Origin of the sequence: Micromonospora sp. CV4 (assembly GCF_003667455.1) — a bacterium.
In the GTDB taxonomy this organism is placed as follows: Bacteria; Actinomycetota; Actinomycetes; order Mycobacteriales; family Micromonosporaceae; genus Micromonospora.
The window spans coordinates 1-20,628 of sequence record NZ_RCVI01000174.1 but is presented as its reverse complement, the minus strand read 5'-3'; the positions used below and the strand labels follow the sequence as shown (position 1 = coordinate 20,628).

The window sequence follows — 20,628 nt, the reverse complement described above, 5'->3', positions numbered from 1 at the left end:
ACGTCTCGTCACGATCCATGCTTCGCACCGGGTGCGCGGCCCGGATGCACCCCGGGGATAACCGATTGTCCGGGGCTCGTCCGGGGCTTAGCCTCCCCCGGTGCTGATTCGGGAGTTCGTCGACCAGGACTGGTCGCAGGTGTGGCCGATCATCGAGGAGGTGATCCGGGCACAGGAGACCTTCCCCTACGACCCCGCGATGACCGCCGAGCAGTCCTACGGCATGTGGGCGGAGGCCCCACCCGGGCGGACCGTCGTGGCCGTGGACGGTGAGCGGGTGCTCGGCACCGCGAAGATGGGCACCAACCGGCCCGGGCCGGGCTCGCACGTGTCCACCGCGAGCTTCATGGTCGCCGCCGGCGCCCGGGGTCGGGGCGTGGGCACCGCGCTGTGCCGGGACGCGGTGGGATGGGCGCGCCACCAGGGGTACGCCGGGATGCAGTTCAACGCGGTGGTGGAGTGCAACCGGTCGGCGGTCGAGCTGTACCGGCGGGAGGGCTTCGAGGTGATCGGCACGGTGCCGGGCGCGTTCCGTCATCCCACCCTCGGCCGGGTCGGCCTGCACGTCATGTACCAGGAGTTGTGACCGGATCTGCCGGTACGGCGGCGGGCAACCGAGGCGGCTCCGCGCCGGCTCGACGGATCGGGGTGAACAGGCCGCCGACGGCCACCAGCAGACATCCCGCCCCCGCCACGACGGCGACCGCCGCGGCGCCGTAGCGGGCGGCGGCCCAGGTCAGCGCGACCGCCCCGGCCGGCCCGAGGGCGTAGTGCGTGCTCCAGAACGCCGAGGTGACCCGGCCGAGCAGGTGATCGGGTGTGATCTCCTGGCGCAGCGACATCGAGCAGATCCCGCCGACGCTCAGGCAGCACAGGTACACGGCGGTCAGCGCGGTGACCGCCGGCACGGTCGTCGCGAGGCCGACGCCCGCCACGGCGAGACCGCAGATCGCGTGCGCGCCGATCCAGGTGACGCCGAAGCCCCGCCGGCGGCGCAGCGGGGCCACCAGCAGCGCCCCGGCGACCGTGCCGACCGCCGCCAGGCCGAGGACGGTGCCGACGGTGCCCTCGGAACCGCCGAGATCGTGCGTGACGTGGTAGATCAGCACGTCGGTGAAGCCGTAGGTCAGGAAGATGAAGACGGACAGCAGCACGGTCAGCGCGCGGAGCACGGGCTGACGCCACAGGAACCGCGCCCCGGCCAGGAACTCGACCAGCGGTCGCTGCCGGGTCACCGGGGCGGCGTCGTCGTCCTGGACGGGTCGCAGCCGGATCAGCCACAGGCCGACCGCGGAGACCGCGAAGCTCGCCGCGTTGACGGCTATCGCCACGGCCGGGCCGAACCGGGCCGACACCACGCCGGCGAGCAGCGGCCCGACCACGGCCGCCGCCGCGTACGTCGCCTGTAACCGCCCGTTGGCCTCGGTGATCTGATCGCGGTCGACCAGGTTGCGCACCGCGGTCACCGCGGCGACCTGGAACACCATCCCGGCCGCCTCGCAGATCGGCAGCACGACGAAGAGGAGCCAGACCTGCGGCCCGGCGAGCCAGGCCAGTGGCACCAGGCCGTAGAGCACCAGGCGGGCGAGGTCCGCCACGATCATCAGGGTGCGGCGGTCGTACCGGTCGACCAGCACACCGCCGAAGATCCCGGCGACGACCGATGCCGCGCCCGCGACGGCGGTGAGCAGGCCCATCCGGGCCACCGAGCCGGTCGCCTGGAGCACCAGCAGCGGCACCGCGAGGTACGCGAACGAGTCGCCGGCCGCGGAGAGCGACTGCGCGATCCAGTACGTGCCGAACATGCGGTCGCGCCACAGCGGAGGCCGGACCGCCCCGACAGGTCGGCTCATGGCGACGAGGGTAGTGGCCCGGCCGACCCGCACCGACTGTGTCGGCCGTCACACCGACCCATGTCACGAATCGTCGGGCGGCGCGCATCTCGTGGTCGTCACAAAACGAGAGAGGCCAGACGATGAGCGCAGCACACGAAGCCGGCACGGCCGGCACACACCGCGTGTTGATCCTGGGCGCGGGGTACGCGGGCATGGCCGCCGCGATCCAGCTCGCCGCCCGCACGCGGCGGCGCACCGACGTGCAGGTGACGCTGGTGAACGCGCGGGAGCGGTTCACCGAACGGTTGCGGTTGCACCTGGTGGCGACCGGGCAGCAGCTGCGTGAGATGCACATCCCGGCGCTGCTGGACGACACGGGCGCGCAGTTCGTCCGCGGCTGGGTCACGGCGGTGGACGCGCACGCGAAGACCGTCCGGATCGACGACAGCCGGGTCCTGCACTACGACACGCTGGTGTACGGCTTGGGCAGCGTGGCCGAGACGGCGCTGGTGCCGGGGGTCGAGGAGTACGCGTACACCCTGGACAGCGCGCAGGACGCGGCGTCGCTGGCCGACCGGCTGGCGCGGCTGGCCGGCGGCACGATGGTGGTGGTCGGCAGCGGGCTCACCGGGGTCGAGTCGGCCGCGGAGATCGCCGAGCGGCATCCGGAGCTGAACGTCGTGCTGGTCGGCCGGCAGGAACCGGGCGTCACCATGAACCCCAGGGCCCGGGCGTACCTGCGGGCCGCGCTCGACCGTCTCGGTGTCCAGGTGCGCGGCGGGACGGCGGTGACGAAGGTGCTGCCCGACTCGGTCGAACTGGCGGATGGGACGTCCATCGCGGCCGACGTCGTCCTGTGGACGGGCGGTACGCGGGTGTCACCGCTGGCGGCCGCCGCGGGCCTGACCGTCGACCAGGGCGGCCGTGTCGTCACCGACGCCACACTGCGGTCGGTGTCGCACCCGGACGTGTACGCGATCGGTGACGCGGCGGCGATCCGCCAGGGTTACGGCGTCCTGCACGGCACCTGCCAGAGCGGCATGCCGACCGGCGTGCACGCAGCGGTGTCGATCGCCCGCGCGCTGGACGGCAAGCTGCCCCGACCGTTCCGGTTCGGGTACTACCACACCCCGGTGAGCCTGGGCCGCCATGACGCGGTCGTGCAGTTCACCCACCCGGACGACAGCCCCCGCCGGGTGTGTCTGACCGGCCGCGCGGCGGTCTGGTACAAGGAGACGGTGAGCGCCTCCCCCTGGCCGACGTACCGCCGCATGGTGAAGCTGCCCTCCTCCGGCGCGTTCTGGCCGCGCGGTGGTCGCTTCACCCGGCTCCGGGACGCGCGGTGACCCGCCCGCAGTCGGACGCCGACCAGCAGGTGTTCCACCGCCATCGCAACCTGCTGTTCTCGGTGGCCTACCGCATTCTCGGCTCCGCGGCCGACGCCGAGGACGCCGTCCAGGAGGCGTGGATCAAATGGTCCGGGGCCGACCGCTCCGAGGTGGCCGACCCCAGGGCGTACCTGGCGCGCATCGTCTCGAATCTCGCGTTGCAGCGTCTGCGCTCCAGCCAGCATCAACGCGAGACCTATGTGGGGCCGTGGCTTCCCGAGCCCGTGCTGACCGAGGGCGACACCGCGGACACCGTCACCGACGCCGAGTCGGTGTCGATGGCGATGCTGGTGGTGCTGGAAACGCTCAGCCCGCTGGAGCGGGCGGTGTTCGTCCTGAAGGAGGTCTTCGACTTCAGCCACGCCGAGATCGCCGTGGCGGTGGAACGCTCCGAGGCCGCCGTACGCCAGGCCGCGCACCGCGCCCGGGAGCACGTGCGCGCCCGGCGACCGCGTTTCACCGCGGACCGGTCCCAGCAGCGCGGGGTCACCGAGCGGTTCCTCGCCGCCGCGACCGGCGGCGACATCAACACCCTGATGGAGTTGCTGTCGCCGGACGTCACGTTGTGGACCGACGGCGGAGGCAAGGTCCGCCAGGCCCTGCGCCCGATCGTGGGAGCGGAGACGGTCGCCAGCTGGTTCGCGGCCATCGGCACCGTCACCTACCAGGGCGTGCAGCCCGACGACATGCGCGCCGCCCTGGTCGAGATCAACAACGGGCCGGGCGTGGTGTTCACCGGTGCGGGCCGGGTGATCGCCACCGTCACCTTCGACATCGACGCCGACGGCCGCATCACCACCATTCACAACGTCGCCAACCCCGACAAGCTGCGCGCCGTCGGCGACGGCGCCACCCGCGACCTCCCGACGAGCTGAGCCGGCCGCGGGAGGGATCCCCACGGCCGGCTCCGGATCGCTGGAAGCGGTCAGCTCTGGCGCAGCGGCGCGAGCGCCGTGCTCCAGGCGACGACCTGGTCAAGGGTGACGCTGAGGGCGTCCCGCTGGTGGTCGTTGGGCTTGAAGACGCTGAAGTTCTCGAAGTCGGTGAAGAGCGACAGCGCCACCTGGGACCGCACGTCGGCCATCTGAAGCTCACCGGAGATCAGCCGCAGGTGCTCGACGGCCCGTGCGCCGCCGACCGAGCCGTAGCTGACGAAGCCGACGGCCTTGTTGTTCCACTCGGCGTAGAGGAAGTCGATGGCGTTCTTCAGGGCGCCCGAGGTGGAGTGGTTGTACTCGGGCGTGACCATCACGAACCCGTCGAACGACGCGATCGTCTCGGCCCAGCGCAGCGTGTGCGGCTGGGTGTACTGGCCCATCGCCGGCGGGTACGCCTCGTCGAGGTGCGGCAGCTTGTAGTCGAGCAGGTCGATCAGCTCGAACTCCGCGTCGGAGCGCTGCTTGGCGACCTCGAGGACCCAGCGGGCGACGGCTTCGCCGTTGCGGCCCGGGCGGGTGCTCCCGAGGATGATCCCGATCCTGGTCATGGTTGCGCCTTTCAGAAGTCCTTGCCTGGCGACGTGAACGCTAGCCACTTGTTGCTTGGTCAAGCAAATGTCGGCACCATGTCGAGGATCACAGCGCGGGCACGCAGTTGCTCGGTCAAGCAACTAGGATGGGGGTATGTCCGGCACCTCCGCAGAGCCCCTCCGTCCCCTCAACTCGGACGAGGAGGCGCTGGTCCGCGCCCTGGGCCAGCTGATGTTCGTCCTGCCCCGGGCCATCGACACCGACATGACCGGCGACCGTCAGCTGCCGCTGACCGAGTACACCGCCCTCCGGGTCCTCTCCGAGGCGCCGGGCCGGCAGATGCGGATGAACGAACTCGCCGCGGAGTGCCAGCTCTCGCTCAGCGGAATGACCCGCACCATCACCCGGCTGGAGACCCAGGGCCTGGTCGAGCGGGTGCGCAGCGAGCAGGACGCCCGCGGCTGGAACGCCGTCCTCACCCCCGCCGGCTTCGCCCGGCTCGAGGAGTCCTGGCCGAGCCACCTGGCCGCCGTGCGGCGGCGGTTCCTGGACCACCTCGAGGGCCTCGATCTCGTCCAGCTGGCCCGCGCCTTCCGGCGCATCGGCACGGTCGACTGAGCCGGAGCGCGCTCAGCCGGACAGCCGGCCGAGCCCGACCAGCGCCCAGGTGAGCAGCCCGAACGCGCCGGTCGAGGCGATGGCCCGGATCACGTTGCCGCGCACCCACGCGGCCTCGAAGCGCTCCCGCAGGCCGGCCAGATCGGCGACCCGGTCGACGTCGCCGGCCTGAGCCAGCACGTTGTTGAGCGGCACGTTGACGACGGCGGTGACGCCGAGCACCACCACGTACAGCAGCAGCGCGGCGACGATCCACGGCAGCACCGCGCGGTGCCCGGCACCCAGGTGTGACACCGCCGCCAGCAGCGTGAACACCAGCGCACCGCCGAAGCAGACGGCGAACCACCCGTTCAGGATGGACTCGTTGATCCGTTGCATGGCGAGCACCAGCGTCCGGTCGTCGGTGCGGCTCAGGCCCGGCATGACCGCGTACGCGAACGCGGTGAATAGCCCGGCGGTCAGGCCGGTGGTCACGGTGGCGGCGATCAGGCTCGCGGTGCGCAGGAAACTCATGTCTCCATTGCACCGGCCGGTGAGCGCCCTGGCCATGCGCCACCGCGTCGGTTGCATACGCGGGCGTCTCGCGCGGTCGCGCCCCGGCCGGATGTCAGGCTCGCCGACCCGGCCGGGGCGCGACCGGTGTCACCGGGCCGGCGCGTAGCGGGCCAGCGGGTTGACCAGCGTGCCGACGAACTGGAGGGCGGCCGACGGGTCGGCCAGGTCGATCATCTGCTGGTTGTCGCGCAGTTGCAGCCGGTTGAGGCAGGACAGCGCGAACTCCGGGGCGAACAGGTCGTAGCGGCGGGCCCGCTCGGCCAGGTGCGGCACCCGGTCCAGGTAGTCGGCGGCGCAGGCGGCGACCGTACGCCAGAAGTCCTCCTCGGTCAGTACGCCGGCCTCGACCAGCACCGCGTTGAGGTGGCGCAGGAAGCAGTCGACCACGTCGGTGAAGATGCTCAGCAGCTTGGTGTCGTCGGGCACCTCGACCCGGATCCGCTCCACCGCCGGCGGCAGCTCGACCTCGGTGCTCATCACCGCGATCTCCTCGGCGATGTCCTTGAAGATCACCCGCTCGACCGTGTCCTGCTCGTCGAGGACCAGGATGACGTTCTCGCCGTGCGGCATGAAGGCCAGGTCGTGGGCGTAGAAGCTGTGCAGCAGCGGGGTCAGGTAGGCGTCCAGGTAGCGGCGCAGCCACACCTCGGGCGCCAGCCCGGACCGGGCGATCAGTGCCGCCGCCAGCGAGCCGCCGTCGCTGTCCACGTGCAGCAGGGCGGCCATGGTGGACAGTCGTCGACCCGGCGCGAGACCCGGCACCGGGCTCTCCCGCCACAGCGCGGCGAACATCTTGCGGTACGGGGAGGTGCGGTCGGTGGCCGCCTCGTACTGCCGGTGCCGGTAGCCGACCGCGGCCCGCTCGCGGATGACCGTCAACCCCGTGCCGGCGAGCACCTCGTCGCCGGCGATCAGGCCGGCCAGCCAGTCGTTGATCGCCGGGGTGGCCGCCATGTACGCGGCCGACAGCCCACGCATGAAGCCCATGTTCAGCACCGACAGCGCGGTCTTCACGTAGTGCCGGCGCGGCTCGGTGACGTTGAAGAAGGTGCGGATGGACTGCTGGGCGAGGTGGTCGTCCGGCCCGGGGCCGAGGTGCACCAGCCGACGCTCGGCCAGCTCACCGGCGAACGTGACGGCCAGTTTGTTCCACCACTGCCACGGGTGCGCCGGGATCAGGTGGTAGTCGGCGAGGTCCAGCCCGAGGTCGGCCATCGTGGCGGCGAACCGGGCCCGGGTGTCCGCGTCCAGCTCACCCTCGATGAGAGTGTCGTAGTCGAGGTCGGCGGCGCTGCTGAACGTCGAGTGGTCCCGGTGCGCGGCCAGCCACTCCAGCCGGACCGGCGCGGCGGCCTCCGGGGCGTACCGGTGGTACTCGTCGACGCCGAAGCCGAGCCGGCCGTTGTTGGCCACGAAGCAGGGGTGACCCTCGGTCATCGACGTCTCGATGGTCTGGAAGTCCGCCCCGGCCAGCTCGGCGGCGCTCGGCGCGGACTGCGCCAGCTTGTACGCGGCGCCGGCGAGGGTGGAGGTGATCTCCTCCAGGTAGACCGGGAGCACCCGCGCGGAGAGCCCGAGGCTGTCGCGCAGTTCGACGATCAGGTCGACCGCGTCGGGCGGCAGCGCGGTGCCGTGGCGGTGCCGGGTGATGCTGTCCGGGTCGATCTGCCAGTGCGCCAACGCGAGCACCCGAGCGGCGAACCGGTAGGTGACCGTGCCGTCGTCGCTGCGGACCTCGTACCACTGCCGGTCGTCGCCGTCGGGGGCCGGTACGGGCTCCGGGGTGATCAGCCGTTCGTGGGTGAACTCGGCGAGCGCCTTGCGGACCAGCAGCCGGTTGGCCCGGGCCCAGCGCTGCGGGGTGAGATGTCCGACCGGGTCGACGGCGCCCGACGCGGCGGCCGAGGACGGCTGGGTGGGGATGGCGGTGGCGGTCACGCCGGGGCTCCTTCGGGTCGGGTGACGGCGGCGCGGTCGGTCGCGGCCCGCTGGGTCGGGCGGTCGGTCGCGGCCCGCTGGGTCGCGCGGTCGGTCGCGGCGTGGAACTGCGCCCGGGTGCAGACGCTGAGCAGCGCCTCCTTCTCGGGCTTGGCGATGGCGCCGACGACCTCGAACCCGACGGCGGCGTTCAGCGCGTGCACGGCGGTGTTGCGCACGTCCGGCTCGACCACCACCCGGCGGGCCGCCGGGTCGGCGAAGAGCCACGCCATGACGGTGGTGAGCACCGCCCGGGTGAAACCGTGCACCGGGGCGCCGGTGGGCGCGCAGAGGAAGTGCATGCCGACGTCCCCGGGCTGGGCGTCGTACAGGCCGACCAGCTCGACGTGCGCCGGGTCGTAGCGTTCGGCCAGGAAGGCGGGACGCCCGTCGTACAGGCCGAGGTACGCGTCGTGGTGCGGGTGGGCGGCGATCCGCCGGTACTCCTCGGCCACCTGAGCCGGGTCGGCGTCCTGCATCAGCCAGAACGCCGCCTTCGGGTGGGTCACCCAGGCGTGCAGCAGCGCGGCGTCGGAGTCCGGGTCGAGGGTCCGTAGCGCGAACTCACCGAGCCGGTCGTCGACGCGGGCGAAGACGACGGTCACGACGCCACCCCGGCGGGCGCGCCGAACTCCTGGAAGGTGATGCTCTTCTCGATCGGGTAGTGCTCCCGGCCGAGCAGCTCCCGGATGATCCACGAGTTTCGGTACGCGCCCATGCCGAGGTCCGGTGAGGTGATGCTGTGCGTGTGGGTGCCCGCGTTCTGCAGGAAGATGCCCCGGCCGGTGTCGTCGATGCTGTAGTTGCGGGCCACGTCGAACCGGCCGCGCGCGTCCCAGCGGATCCGGTCGCGCACCGGCGCGAGGAACTCCGGCACCCGGTAGTGGTAGCCGGTCGCCAGCACCAGACCCTCGGTCCGCAGGGTGAAGTCGCGCTCCTGCTCGACCTGGCGCAACCCCAGCGTGTACGCCCCGTCGTGGTGCTCGGCGCTGGTCAGCTCGGTGTTGGTGAGCAGCCGGGTGTTCACCGGCCCGTCGACGCTGTGCGCGTAGAGCAGGTCGAAGATGTCATTGATCAGGTCGGCGTTGATGCCCTTGAACAGGCCCTTCTGCTCCGACTCCAGCCGGTAGCGGGTCGCCTCGGGCAGCGCGTGGAAGTAGTCCACGTAATCCGGCGAGGTCATCTCCAGCGTGAGCTTGGTGTATTCGAGGGGGAAGAACCGCGGCGAACGGGTGACCCAGTTCAGCTGGTAGCCGTACCGGTCGAGGTCGCCGAGCAGGTCGTGGTAGATCTCGGCGGCGCTCTGCCCGCTGCCCACCACGGTGATGCTGCGCTTGGTGCGCAGCGCGTCCCGGTGCTCCAGGTAGCGCGAGTTGTGCACCGCGTCGCCGGGCAACCCCGCGACGGCCGGGGGCAGGTGCGGCGGGGTGCCGGTGCCGAGCACCAGGTGCCGGGCCCGGTATACGACCGTCTCCCCCGCGCCGGTGCTGGCCCGCACCACGTACCGCTCGTCGGTGGTGTCGTACTCCACCGTGGTGACCGTCTGGCCGAAGCGCAGGTTCGGCAGCTTCGCCGCCGCCCACCGGCAGTAGGCGTCGTACTCGCTGCGAAGCGGGTAGAAGCTCTCCCGGATGTAGAACGGGTAGAGCCTGCCGATCTCCTTCAGGTAGTTGAGGAAGGAGTAGGGCGAGGTCGGGTCCGCCAGGCTGACCAGGTCGGCGATGAACGGGGTCTGCAACCGGGCCGACTCCAGCAGCATGCCGGGGTGCCAGGCGAGGCTCGGCCGGGCCTCCAGGAACACCCCGTCCAGGTCGTCGATCGGGGCGGTGAGGCAGGCCAGGCCCAGGTTGTACGGGCCCAGCCCGATGGCGATGAAGTCGTGGGTGGACATCCGGCCCTCCAGGCACGGGTTCGGGTTCGGCGCCAGCCGACGCGGCGCGTTCGGGGACGCCGGCATCAGCCGACGTGGCAGGTCAGGTCGACGGCGGTGTGCTCCAGCACGTACCGCCCGGCGTGGGCGGCGATGAGTTCGAGCACGTGGCCGACGTCGTCGACGGTCGTGGCCGGGTTCAGCAGGGTGAACTTCAGGAAGTGCCGGCCGTCGACCCGGGTCCCGGCGACCAGCGCGGCGCCGGAGGCGGCCAGCGCCTCGCGGGCGTGCAGGTTGGCCGCGTCGGCCAGCTCCCGGCCGGGTCCGGTGGGCAGGTAACGGAAGACCACCGTGCTCAGCTGGGAGCGGGTCACGACCTCGAAGCGAGGATCCTCGCTGACCAGCTCCCAGGCGTCGGCGGCCCGGTCGATCACCTCGTCGAAGAGTTCGCCGAGCGCGTCCGGGCCCATCACCCGCAGGGTCAGCCAGAGCTTCAGCGCGTCGAAGCGGCGGGTGGTCTGCAGGCTCTTGTCGACCTGGTTGGGGATCCGCTGCTCCACCATCCGCGCCGGGTTGAGGTAGTCGGCGTGGTAGGTGGCGTGCCGCAGCACCCGCCGGTCGCGCACCAGCAGCGCGCTGGAGCTGACCGGCTGGAAGAACGACTTGTGGTAGTCGACGGTCACCGAGTCGGCCCGTTCGATGCCGTCGAGCAGGTGCCGGCGGGTCGGCGAGACCAGCAGCCCGCAGCCGTACGCGGCGTCCACGTGCAGCCAGACGCCGGCCGCCGAGCAGACCACTGCCAGCTCGGCGATCGGGTCGATGGAGCCGAAGTCGGTGGTGCCGGCGGTGCCGACGACCGCCATGACCACCAGCCCGGCCTGCCGGCACCGGGCGATCTCGTCGCGGACGGCGGCGGGCCGGATCCGCCGCTGCGGGTCGGTGGGCACCGCGATCACCGCGTCCGGGGCAAGGCCGAGCAGCTTGGCCGACTTCTGCACGCTGAAGTGGCCGGCCGCGGAGGTGAGCACGCGAAGCCGGGGCAGCAGGTCGGCGCGGGCCGCCGGGGTGATCGCGGCGGCGCACGCCTCCTCCCGGGCCAGCAGCAGCGCCTGGAGGTTGGACTGGCTGCCCCCGCTGGTGAAGACACCGTCGGCGTTCGGGCCGAGGCCGATCCGTTCGGCGGTCCAGTCGATCAGACGCCGTTCGATGAGGGTGGCCCCGGCGCTCTGGTCCCAGGTGTCCAGGGAGGAGTTCACGGCGGTGAGCACCGCCTCGCCGAGCAGCGCCGGGATGGCCACCGGGCAGTTCAGGTGGGCGAGGTAGCGGGGGTGGTGGAACCAGACGGTGTCGCGCAGGTAGACGTCCTCCAGCTCGTCCAGCGCGGCGTCGGCGTTGCCCAGGGGCCGGTCCAGGTCGACGCGGTCGACCACGGGGGCCAGCTCGGCCGGGGTGATCCCGGTGCTGGGCCGGCCCACGGTGGCCACCCGGCGGGCGACCCGTTCGACGCCGTCGGCGAGTGTCCGCCGGTACTGTTCGACCGAGTCGCCGTGCAGCAGGTGGGCGTGCGCGGCGGCCGGCGCCGACGGCGGCGCGGTGGTCTCGACGGAATACGTCGGCACGGTCACGGGATGTCCTCCACGTTCTCGACGATGGGCAGCCGGAACCCTGCCCCGGCGCGTCCGCGCCGGGAGCGTGCTGCCTTTCAGATGGGGGTCGCCGGTCAGGCGGTGGCGCCGGCCAGTGCCTCGGCGCGCAGGTCCTCCTCCGAGAGCCCGCGCCGCCAGTAGCCGGCGAAGGTCACCCGCCGGCGGTCGATGCCCCGCTCGCCGACCAGGTGCCGGCGCAGCGCCCGCACCGCACCGGACTCGCCGGCGATCCAGGCGTACGGGGTGGCGGCGGGCAGCCGGGCGGCGCGGATCGCGCTGACCAGCAGGTCGCTGCCGGGTGGGGTGCTGCCGCGCACGATCCAGCGGATCTCCGCGTCCGCCGCGGTGGGCAGCTCGGTGATGTCGGCCGCGGCCGGCACCTCGATCCAGGCGCGGACCGGGGTGGCGGCGGGCAGCCAGGCCAGGATGCCGGCGACGGCCGGCAGCGCGGTCTCGTCGGCGGCCAGCACCACGAGGTCGGTGCCGTCCGGCGGGCGGAAGCAGACACTGCGGTTGTCCCGCACCGCCGGGCCGAGCAGCAGCACCCGGTCACCGGGCCCCGCCCGCTCCGCCCAGCGGGCGGCGGGACCGGTGTCACCGTGACTGACGAAGTCGATGTCCACCTCGACGGCGGCCGGGCGGTGCTCCCGGATGGTGTACGAACGCATGACCGCGCGCACCTCGGGCGGGAGAGCCCGCCAGGCGCCGAACCAGTCCTCACCCAGCTCGACCGGGACCACCGGGGCGTCCTGCCCCGGGTGCGGCAGGAAGAGCGAGACGCTCTGGTCCCGGCCGCCACCGGCGAAGTCGACCAGCTCCGCGCCGCCAAGGGTGACCCGGATCAGCGAGGCGCCGACCCGGCGGGCCCGGACGACGTGCGCGGCGTAGAAGCGGTACTGCAGGGCGACAAGTTCGACGGTGCTCGCGGTCATGGCGTCAGCTGACCTTCTTCGCGTTCCGGATGGCGGTGGCGAGGTTCTCCAGCAGCGGCGCGGAGCCGGCGTACGAGAAGCGGGGCACGGTGTCCCACGGGGTCACCTGGTTGGCCCTGACCCCCGGCAGCTGCTGCCAGGTGGGCTTGGCGGTGAGGTCCTTGGCCTGCAACGCGGTGCTGCGGTTGTCCAGCAGGATCAGGTCGGCCGGGAACTTGCCGGCGTTCTCCCAGCTGAGCGCCTCGAAGTAGTCACCGGCTTCGAGCTTGGTGGGGACCACGATGTCCACGCCCAGCTCGGCGAAGTACATCAGGTCGGTGCTCACCTTGGGGTTGGAGACGTAGAACAGGTCGGGGCTGCCGGAGCAGGCCATGACCTTGATCCCCGGGTTGGCCTTGACGGCCTGGCGGACCGCCTCGGCGCCGGCCTCGAAGCGGGCCTTCGCGTCGGTGACCTTCTTCGCGGACAGGTCCGCGCCGAGCGACTCGGCCAGCGCGGCGTACCGCTCGATCGGCTTGGTCATCGGCACCCGGGCGGTGGTGATCGCCACGCTCGGCGCCAGCGGCAGGATCTTGGCCTTGCTCTCGTCCGGCACGTACCAGAGCGCGTCCGGGTCGTACATGTGGGTGACCAGCAGCTCCGGGCGCAGCGCCGCGTACTTCTCCAGGCTGAACTCGCCCCACACGTTGCCGAGGATCTCCACGGCCTCGATGTTCAGGTCACCGGCCTGCGGTTCGGCCGTGCCGTCGGCGCGCTTGGTCTCGCCGAACACGCCGACGAGCTGCTTGTCGAGACCGAAATCGATCAGGGCTGCCGCGACCCCGGTGAAGGCCACCACGCGGGTCGGACGAGCCGCCGCCTCAACCTTCTGGTTGCGGTCGTCGGTGAACGACCAGGGGCCACTTCCGGTGCTGGCAGCGGGCTTCGCGGCGTCATCCTTGCCGCAGCCGGCGAGCAGGGTGGCCAGCGTGGCGGCGCCACCGGCGGCCAGCAGGCCGCGACGGGAGAGGCGACGGGCGGACAGGGCATCGGGCATGGCGGTGTCTTTCGATCAGGGGAACGGCCGGGGTCGACCAGGGCAGCGGGGTTAGGTTAGCCTAACCTCGTTCGTTGTCAACAGCGGTACGTCGTGTCGCCACACCCCGGAGCCCACACTGGACGCCACACCCTCCGCCACCAGACCGGCACGTGCCGTACCGGCCCGGTTGGCGACACCATCCCCCGCTCCACCGCCGGCGCGGCGCGGTCGCCAGGCGGCCCGCGCCGCCGGCCTGGTCGGCGCGGTGGCGCTGCTCGGCGTCGTCCTGCTGCTCAGCATCGCGGTCGGCGCGAAGTCCATGCCGCTCGGCGACGTCTGGTCCGGGTTGCTGCACCGCGACGCCACCGAGTACGCGGTGGTGCACCGGATGCGCCTGCCGCGCACCCTGCTCGGGCTGATCGCCGGCGCGGCCCTCGGGGTGGCCGGCGCCGTGATGCAGGCCCTCACCCGCAATCCGCTGGCCGACCCCGGGCTGCTCGGCATCAACGCCGGCGCCTCCGCAGCGGTCGCCACCGCCGCCGCCTTCCTGGGCGTCACGGCCATCGGCGGGTACGTCTGGTTCGCGCTGCTCGGCGCGGCGGTGGTCACCGCGCTGGTCTACGCCGTGGGCGGCGGGCGCGGGGCCACGCCGGCCCGCCTCGCGCTGGCCGGCGCGGCGCTGAACGCCACCCTCTACTCGTACGTGAGCGCGGTGATGCTGCTGGACACCGCCTCGCTGGAGCGGCTGCGGTTCTGGACGGTCGGCTCACTGGCCAGCGCGGACCCCGCGACCGTCACCCGGGTGCTGCCGTTCATCCTGGTCGGTCTGCTGGTCGCGCTCGGCGCCGCCCGCCCGCTGAACGCCCTCGCGCTCGGCGACGACGCGGCGCGCGCCCTGGGCGCCCGACCCGCGCTGATCCGGGCCGCCGTGATCGTCGCGGTCACCCTGCTCTGCGGCGCGGCGACCGCCGTCTGCGGGCCGATCGTCTTCGTCGGGCTGCTGGTGCCGCACCTGGTCCGCGCCCTGACCGGCCCGGATCTGCGCTGGCTGCTGCCATACTGCGCGGTGCTCGCGCCGGTGCTGCTGCTCGGCGCCGACGTGCTGGGCCGGGTGCTGGGTCGACCGGGTGAACTCCAGGTCGGCATGGTCACCGCCGTGCTGGGCGGTCCGCTCTTCCTCTGGCTGGTCACCCGCGGACGGGTGGCCCACCCGTGACCGTCATCCGCACCTCTCGGCTCTCGTTGCGGTTCCGTCCCCGCGCGCTGGTCGTCGGCGCCGGTGCCGCGCTGCTCGCCGCCGGGCTGGGTCTGGTCGCCGTGGGCAGCGGCGACTATCCGATGAGCGCCGCCGACGTGCTGCGTACCCTGACCGGCGGCGGCACCCCGGCGGAGCAGTTCATCGTGCACGAGCTGCGACTGCCCCGGCTGGTCACCGCCCTGCTGGTCGGCGCGGCGCTGTCGCTGGCCGGCACGGTGTTCCAGTCGCTGGTCCGTAATCCGCTGGGCAGCCCGGACATCCTGGGCTTCACCCAGGGTGCGTCGGCCGGCGCGCTGGTCGTGATCGTCCTCGGCGGCAGCAGCCTGGCGTTGGCCGGCGCAGCGGTCGTCGGTGGTCTCGCCACCGGCCTGGTGATCTACGCGCTCGCCTGGCGACGCGGGGTGCACGGCTTCCGGCTCATCCTGGTCGGCATCGGCATCTCCGCGATCCTCACCGGGGTCAACGGCTACCTGCTGACCCGGGCGCCGCTGATGGACGCCGCCCGCGCGGTGCTCTGGCTCACCGGCAGCCTGGACGGGCGGGGCTGGGCCAACGCCGGGCCGCTGCTCGCCGTCACCGCCGTGCTGGCGCCGCTGCTGCTGATCGGCTGCGCCCCGGCGCTGCGGATGATGGAGTTGGGCGACGACACGGCCAGCGCCCTCGGCGTGCCGGTGCGCCGGCTACGCCTGCTGCTGCTCGCCGCGGCCGTGCTGCTGGTCTCGTTCGCGGCGGCCGCCGCCGGACCGGTGTCCTTCGTGGCGCTCGTCGCGCCGCACGTGGCGAAGCGGCTGACCCGGGCGCCCGGCCCGAACCTGGTGCCGTCGATGACCGTCGGCGCGGCGCTGCTGGTCGGCGCCGACCTGCTGGCCCAGCGGGCCTTCACCGGGCACCAGCTTCCGGTCGGTGTGGTGACCGGGGTGATCGGTGGCGGCTACCTGGTCTGGCTGCTGGCCATGGAACGCCGGGCGGGTCGGCTGTGAACACCCGCGACGCCTTCGAAGGAGCACCCATGCACCCCGGCAGTTCACGGCTCGGTGGCACCGCGCTGACCCTCGCGTACGACCGGCGCGTCATCGCCGAGGACCTGACCGTGGCGGTGCCCGACCGGTCGTTCACGGTGATCATCGGCCCGAACGCCTGCGGCAAGTCGACCCTGCTGCGCGCCCTGTCCCGGATGCTGCGCCCGAGCACCGGCGCCGTGCTGCTGGACGGTCGGGACATCCACGAGGTGCCCGCCCGGAAGGTGGCCCGCACGCTCGGCCTGCTGCCGCAGACGTCGATCGCGCCGGACGGGATCAGCGTCGCCGAACTGGTCGCCCGGGGGCGGTACCCACACCAGGGGCTGCTGCGACAGTGGTCCCGGGAGGACGAACGGGTGGTGGAGGAGTCGATGGCCGCCACCGGCGTCGCCGACCTCGCCGACCGCCCGGTCGACGAGCTCTCCGGCGGCCAGCGGCAACGGGTCTGGATCGCCATGGCGCTGGCCCAGCAGACCCCGCTGCTGCTGCTCGACGAGCCGACCACCTACCTCGACATCGCCCACCAGATCGAGATCCTGGACCTCTGCGCCCGGCTGCACGAGGAGCAGGGACGCACGCTGGTCGCGGTGCTGCACGACCTGAACCACGCCGCCCGGTACGCCACCCACCTGATCGCCATGCGCGACGGGCGGGTGGTGGCCGCCGGCAAACCGGCCTCGGTGGTCACCGCCGACCTGGTGGCCGACGTGTTCGGGCTGCCCTGCCGGGTGATCGACGACCCGGAGACCGGCACCCCGCTGGTCATCCCCGCCGCCCGGCGTCGGAGCACCGCGCCCGCCCCGGAGCCGGCGTGAGCGCCGAGCGGTTCCGCGACCGGTGGGGCGTGCCGCACCTGCGGGCCGACGACCCACTGGCCCTGGCGACGGCGCAGGGGCGGGTGACCGCGTACGACCGGGCCTGGCAGATCGAGGTGGAACGGCACCGGGCCCAGGGCACCAGCGCCGCTTTCCTCGGCGTCGACGCGCTCGGCTGGGACCGGTTCGCCCGGCAGGTCCGGCTCGACGACACCGCCCGCCGCTGCCACGCCGCGCTCGACCCGGCGACCGCCGCCTGGGTGGGCGCGTACGTGACCGGGGTGAACGCCGGCCTCGCCGCCGGGGCGGCCCGGACGCCCGAGTTCGCCGCCACCGGGCTGACCCCGGGCCGGTGGCAGCCGTGGACGCCGCTGGCCGTCTGGCTGGGCCACCACATCCTGTTCGCCGGGTTCCCCAGCAAGCTCTGGCGCGAACACGTGGCGCACCGGCTCGGCCCGGCCGCGATCGATCTGTTCGCCACCGACGGTCCGGCCGTGGCCGGCAGCAACGGATGGCTCCTCGCGGCCGAACGGACCGGCACCGGGGCCGCGCTGCTCGCCGGTGACCCGCACCGGTTCATCGAGGATCCCGGCGTCTACCAGCAGATCCGGTTGGCCTGCCCGGAGTACGACGTGGTCGGGCTGGCGATGCCGGGCGTGCCGGGCATCGCGCACTTCGCGCACACCGGCGGGGTGGCCTGGGCCATCACCAACGCGATGGCCGACTACCAGGACGCGTACGCCGAGCGGCTGCGCCGCCAGGGTCCGGTGGTCGAGGCGTTCGGCCCGGACGGGTGGCGACCGGTGCACGCCCACGTCGAGACGATCGAGGTGGCCGGGGCGGACCCGGTCGAGGTCGAGGTGGTGGAGACCGAGCGGGGCCCGGTGATCGCCGGCGGGCCGGACGAGTCCACCGCCATCAGCCTCCGCTACCCACCCCGGGTCCGCGCCGAACTCGGCTTCGCGGCGCTGCCGGAGCTGCTGCGCGCCCGGACCGTGGCGGACGTGGACCGGGCGCTGCGGCACTGGGTGGAGCCGGTCAACGTGGTGCAGGCGGCGGACACCGCCGGCGGGCTGCTGCACCGGGTCGCGGGCGCGGTGCCGGTCCGGGATCCAGGAAACGGCCGGGGGGTGGTGCCGGCCTGGCGGGCCGAGTACGCCTGGCGCGGCTGGTACGCGCCGCTGCCCCGGGCCGAGGTGGTCGGCCGCGCGGTGATGGCCAACGAGCGGGGGCTGGCGGCGCCGCTCGGGGTCGAGTTCGCCCCGCCGCACCGGGCGCACCGGATCGCCGAGCTGCTCGACGCCGGCCGCGACTGGACGGCCGAGCGGCTGGCCGCGGTGCACACCGACACGTACCTGGCGTCGGCCGGCCCGCTGCTGGCGGTCCTGGCCGGGGTGACCGGGCTCGGTCCGGACGCCGACGCGCTGCGCGATCGGCTGCTGCGCTGGGACCGGCGGATGGCCGTCGACAGCACCGACGCCGCGGACTTCGCCATGCTGCGGGAGTCCGTCGTACGCCGGCTCGCCGCCCACCCGGCGCTGGCCGCGCTGGCCGAGCCGCCGGCGTACCCGGACGTGTTCGCGCCCTGGTTGGCGCTGACGCCGCGGGTCGGCTACGCGCTGGAGCACCTGCTCGGCACCGCCCGGCTGCCCGGCCTGGACGTGGCGGCGCTGGTCCGCGCGGCGGCCGAGGAGGTCGCCGGCGCGGCGGACGGGCCGGTGCGTTGGGGGGACCTGCACCGGCTGACGCCGTGGCGGGCCCTGCCCGACCCGGACGCCGGCCCCGGCCCCCGCCTCTCCGGCGATCACGACTGCGTGCTGGCGACCTCCAGCGTGCCCGGGGTGACGCACCGGTGTTTCCGGGGGCCGGCCGCGCGCTTCGTCTGGGACCTGGGCCGTCGGGAGGACAGCCGCTGGGTGGTGCCGCTGGGCGCCTGCGGGGTGCCCGGCGACCCGCACCACGACGACCAGGGCCCAGCCTGGCTGGCCGGGGAGCTGTTGCCGGTGACCACGGACTGGGAGCAGCTCGCCGAGGAGCGGGATGAGCACTGACCCGACGACCGTCGATCCGCACCACTACCGGCGGGACATCCCCGGTTTCGGGGTGGTGACCATCCGGCCGGTGCGGCCCGACGAGGACGTCGACCTGCTGCACGGCTGGGTCACCCAGGAGCGGGCCCGGTTCTGGGGGATGCGCGAGGCGAGCCGTGAGCGGGTGCGCGAGATCTACGCGTACCTGGACTCGCTGGCCACCCACCACGCGTACCTGGTGCATCGCGACGGCGTGCCGGTGGCGTTGGCGCAGACCTACCAGCCCGAGGCGGACCCGGTGGGCGAGCGCTACGACGTGCGCCCCGGCGACGTGGGTGTCCACCTGCTGATCGGGCCACCGGTGACGGTCGAGCGCGGCTTCACCGGCACCCTGTTCCGCGCGATCCTGGACTTCGTCCTCGCCGATCCGGGCCGGCTGCGGATCGTCATGGAGCCGGACGCCCGCAACGACAAGGCCGTCGACCGGTTCGTGCGCGCCGGCTTCCGGCCCGGCCCGCTCATCGACCTGCCGGAGAAGCGCGCCCGGCTGCTCTTTCTCGACCGGCCGGCGGCCACCGGCTGACGCCGGGCGGCTGCCCGGGCTCAGTGGGCGGACGCTCCGAGGGCGACCAGCTCGGACAGCCGGTCCAGCTGGTCGGGATCGGCCAGCGCCGAGCCGACCGCCACCACCCGTACGCCGGCGTCGAGGAACGCGCCGGCGTTGCCCGCGTCGAGGCCGCCGGTGGCCACGAAGCGCAACTGGGGCAGCGGGCCGGCTACCGCCCGGAACCAGGCCGGCCCGAGGGCGATCGCGGGGAACGCCTTGAGCCAGGTGAGGCCGTGTCGCAACGCCTGCTGCGCCTCGGTGGGCGTGGCCACGCCGGGCAGGTGCGGTAGGCCGCGCGCGGCGGCGGCGTCGGCGACCGCGAGGTCCAGGCCGGGCGCCACGGTGAACGCGGCCCCGGCGTCGGCCGCCGCCGCGACCTGCGCCACGTCGAGCACGGTGCCGGCGCCGACGACCCGGCCGCGCTCACCGCCCGCCTCGACGGCCGCGCGCAGCGCCGGCACCGCGTCGGCGGTCGCCACCGGCACCTCCACCACGTCGATGCCGAGGTCCCAGGCCCGGCCGGCGAGCCGGACGGTCTCCGCCACCGGCAGGCCGCGCAGGATCGCCATCACCCGGGCCGTACCGAAGACGTGGTCGAAGTCCGCAGTCGTCATGATCCACTCCATCCGAGATCGCGGGCGGTCAGGTCCAGCGGCGACCAGGTCTCGACGGGGGCGTCGAGCAGCCGCTCGAACCAGGCCCACGGCGGCACCGGGGCGTTGTCGCCGCTGCTGCCCAGCGCCTGGGCGGCGAAAAGGTGCCCGAGACGCAGCCGCCGTACCGTGTCGAGGCCGCGCAGCAGCCCGGCGAGGTAGCCGGCGGCGAACGCGTCTCCGGCGCCGACCGGCTCCACCACCGCCACCCGGGGCGCCGGGACGAAGACCGCCTCGGCGTCGCGGCACAGGGCGGTGGCCCCCACCGCGCCGTCCTTGACCACCACCGTCGCCGGCCCCGGCAGCAGCCGGCGCACCGCCACCGGGTCGGCGGTGCCCCACAGTGTGTCCGCCTCGTCCTGGCCCACGAAGACCAGGTCGCTGCGGTCGGCGAGGTCGCGCAGCACCGGCGCGGCCCGGTCGGCGGGCCAGAGCCGGGACCGGTGGTTGACGTCGAAGCTGACCAGCGCGCCGGGCACCGGCCGGTCGGTCACCGCGTGCTCGGCCAGCGCTCGGCAGGTGGTGGAGAGCGCGGGGGTGATCCCGGACAGGTGCAGCACCCGGGCGCCGGCGAGCCGCCGGTCGGCCAACACGTCGGGGTCCATGCGGGAGGCGGCCGAGCCGGCGCGGTAGTAGTGCACCTCGGTCGCCGCCGGGCCCGGGTCCTTGACGTACAGCCCGGTGGGGGCCGTCGGATCCACGGCCACCAGATCGACCCGAGCGCCGGTGGCGGCGACGTGCCGCACGACGGCCCGGCCGAACGGGTCGTCGCCGACCCGGCTGACCCAGGTCGCCCGGTGCCCGAGCCGGGCGAGGTAGCCGGCCACGTTGGACTCCGCGCCGCCGACCGAGACGGCGACCCGCTCGGCGTGCTCCAACGGCTCGCCGGGCGCGGGGCAGAGCACCACCATGGTCTCCCCCACCGTGGCGACCTCGAC

Annotated in this window: 19 protein-coding genes and 1 pseudogene; 9 read left to right on the top strand and 11 right to left on the bottom strand. The window is 73.6% G+C overall.

Annotated features, from left to right (window positions below):
- The first annotated feature begins 100 nt into the window (after positions 1-100).
- The gene (locus tag EAD98_RS04300; RefSeq protein ID WP_121652770.1) at positions 101-586 is read left to right on the top strand and encodes a GNAT family N-acetyltransferase; all 486 of its coding nucleotides are present in this window, start codon (positions 101-103) and stop codon (positions 584-586) included.
- Here EAD98_RS04300 and EAD98_RS04295 read toward each other — a convergent pair.
- Positions 567-1,853 (bottom strand): MFS transporter, encoded by a 1,287-nt coding sequence (locus EAD98_RS04295; protein WP_121652790.1) that lies wholly within the window; start codon positions 1,851-1,853, stop codon positions 567-569. The two genes, EAD98_RS04300 and EAD98_RS04295, sit on opposite strands and share 20 nt — an antisense overlap.
- A gap of 122 nt (positions 1,854-1,975) precedes the next feature.
- Between EAD98_RS04295 and EAD98_RS04290 the strand changes: the two genes are divergently transcribed.
- Both EAD98_RS04290 and EAD98_RS04285 read left to right on the top strand, forming a co-directional pair.
- Complete coding sequence (locus tag EAD98_RS04290) at positions 1,976-3,181, top strand: NAD(P)/FAD-dependent oxidoreductase (RefSeq protein ID WP_121652769.1); 1,206 nt, start codon at positions 1,976-1,978, stop codon at positions 3,179-3,181.
- Positions 3,178-4,098 carry an RNA polymerase sigma-70 factor gene (locus EAD98_RS04285; RefSeq protein WP_121652768.1) on the top strand — a complete coding sequence of 307 codons (921 nt, stop codon included), beginning with the start codon at positions 3,178-3,180 and terminating at the stop codon, positions 4,096-4,098. Before EAD98_RS04290 ends, EAD98_RS04285 begins: the two co-directional genes overlap by 4 nt.
- A gap of 50 nt (positions 4,099-4,148) precedes the next feature.
- Here EAD98_RS04285 and EAD98_RS04280 read toward each other — a convergent pair whose 3' ends face one another.
- Positions 4,149-4,709, bottom strand: coding sequence for an NADPH-dependent FMN reductase (locus tag EAD98_RS04280; protein ID WP_121652767.1), 561 nt, complete (start codon positions 4,707-4,709; stop codon positions 4,149-4,151).
- A gap of 136 nt (positions 4,710-4,845) precedes the next feature.
- On the opposite strand from EAD98_RS04280, the gene EAD98_RS04275 reads away from it, so the two are divergent.
- Complete coding sequence (locus tag EAD98_RS04275; protein ID WP_121652766.1) at positions 4,846-5,310, top strand: MarR family winged helix-turn-helix transcriptional regulator; 465 nt, start codon at positions 4,846-4,848, stop codon at positions 5,308-5,310.
- Positions 5,311-5,322: 12 nt separating this feature from the next.
- Here the strand turns inward: EAD98_RS04275 and EAD98_RS04270 are convergent, their stop codons facing one another.
- The 7 genes and pseudogenes from EAD98_RS04270 to EAD98_RS04240 form a co-directional block, all read right to left on the bottom strand.
- The gene (locus tag EAD98_RS04270; protein WP_121652765.1) at positions 5,323-5,823 is read right to left on the bottom strand and encodes a DUF1772 domain-containing protein; all 501 of its coding nucleotides are present in this window, start codon (positions 5,821-5,823) and stop codon (positions 5,323-5,325) included.
- Positions 5,824-5,952: 129 nt separating this feature from the next.
- Positions 5,953-7,803, bottom strand: a complete 1,851-nt coding sequence (locus EAD98_RS04265) for an IucA/IucC family siderophore biosynthesis protein (RefSeq protein WP_199723281.1) — start codon at positions 7,801-7,803, stop codon at positions 5,953-5,955.
- A 92-nt stretch (positions 7,804-7,895) separates the two neighbouring features.
- A pseudogene (locus EAD98_RS04260) lies at positions 7,896-8,447 on the bottom strand (GNAT family N-acetyltransferase); the annotation flags it as partial.
- Positions 8,444-9,733, bottom strand: coding sequence for a lysine N(6)-hydroxylase/L-ornithine N(5)-oxygenase family protein (locus EAD98_RS04255; protein ID WP_121652788.1), 1,290 nt, complete (start codon positions 9,731-9,733; stop codon positions 8,444-8,446). The pseudogene EAD98_RS04260 and the gene EAD98_RS04255, both read right to left, overlap by 4 nt.
- Positions 9,734-9,798: 65 nt before the next feature.
- Positions 9,799-11,337, bottom strand: coding sequence for an aspartate aminotransferase family protein (locus tag EAD98_RS04250; protein WP_121652763.1), 1,539 nt, complete (start codon positions 11,335-11,337; stop codon positions 9,799-9,801).
- A gap of 95 nt (positions 11,338-11,432) precedes the next feature.
- Entirely contained in the window at positions 11,433-12,290 is an 858-nt protein-coding gene (locus EAD98_RS04245) for a siderophore-interacting protein (protein ID WP_121652762.1), read from the bottom strand.
- A 4-nt stretch (positions 12,291-12,294) separates the two neighbouring features.
- On the bottom strand, positions 12,295-13,326 hold the full coding sequence (locus tag EAD98_RS04240; RefSeq protein ID WP_121652761.1) for an ABC transporter substrate-binding protein: 1,032 nt from the start codon (positions 13,324-13,326) through the stop codon (positions 12,295-12,297).
- 169 nt (positions 13,327-13,495) lie between these two features.
- Here EAD98_RS04240 and EAD98_RS04235 point away from each other — a divergent pair, with 169 nt between their 5' ends.
- Genes EAD98_RS04235 through EAD98_RS04215 form a run of 5 tightly spaced genes read left to right on the top strand, consistent with a single transcriptional unit; the run spans position 13,496 to position 19,013 of the window.
- Positions 13,496-14,524 (top strand): FecCD family ABC transporter permease, encoded by a 1,029-nt coding sequence (locus tag EAD98_RS04235; RefSeq protein ID WP_368666146.1) that lies wholly within the window; start codon positions 13,496-13,498, stop codon positions 14,522-14,524.
- Positions 14,521-15,546 carry an iron chelate uptake ABC transporter family permease subunit gene (locus EAD98_RS04230; protein ID WP_121652759.1) on the top strand — a complete coding sequence of 342 codons (1,026 nt, stop codon included), beginning with the start codon at positions 14,521-14,523 and terminating at the stop codon, positions 15,544-15,546. The genes EAD98_RS04235 and EAD98_RS04230 overlap by 4 nt, the downstream gene beginning before the upstream one ends.
- A gap of 29 nt (positions 15,547-15,575) precedes the next feature.
- Positions 15,576-16,400, top strand: a complete 825-nt coding sequence (locus EAD98_RS04225; protein WP_121652758.1) for an ABC transporter ATP-binding protein — start codon at positions 15,576-15,578, stop codon at positions 16,398-16,400.
- Positions 16,397-18,451 carry a penicillin acylase family protein gene (locus tag EAD98_RS04220; protein ID WP_121652757.1) on the top strand — a complete coding sequence of 685 codons (2,055 nt, stop codon included), beginning with the start codon at positions 16,397-16,399 and terminating at the stop codon, positions 18,449-18,451. Before EAD98_RS04225 ends, EAD98_RS04220 begins: the two co-directional genes overlap by 4 nt.
- On the top strand, positions 18,441-19,013 hold the full coding sequence (locus EAD98_RS04215) for a GNAT family N-acetyltransferase (protein WP_121652756.1): 573 nt from the start codon (positions 18,441-18,443) through the stop codon (positions 19,011-19,013). Before EAD98_RS04220 ends, EAD98_RS04215 begins: the two co-directional genes overlap by 11 nt.
- Positions 19,014-19,033: 20 nt before the next feature.
- On the opposite strand, the gene EAD98_RS04210 is transcribed toward EAD98_RS04215, so the two are convergent.
- Both EAD98_RS04210 and EAD98_RS04205 read right to left on the bottom strand, forming a co-directional pair.
- Positions 19,034-19,651 carry a bifunctional 4-hydroxy-2-oxoglutarate aldolase/2-dehydro-3-deoxy-phosphogluconate aldolase gene (locus EAD98_RS04210; RefSeq protein ID WP_121652755.1) on the bottom strand — a complete coding sequence of 206 codons (618 nt, stop codon included), beginning with the start codon at positions 19,649-19,651 and terminating at the stop codon, positions 19,034-19,036.
- Positions 19,648-20,628, bottom strand: a 981-nt coding sequence (locus EAD98_RS04205; RefSeq protein ID WP_147457325.1) for a sugar kinase, incomplete at its 5' end; no start/stop codon positions are given. The genes EAD98_RS04210 and EAD98_RS04205, both read right to left, overlap by 4 nt.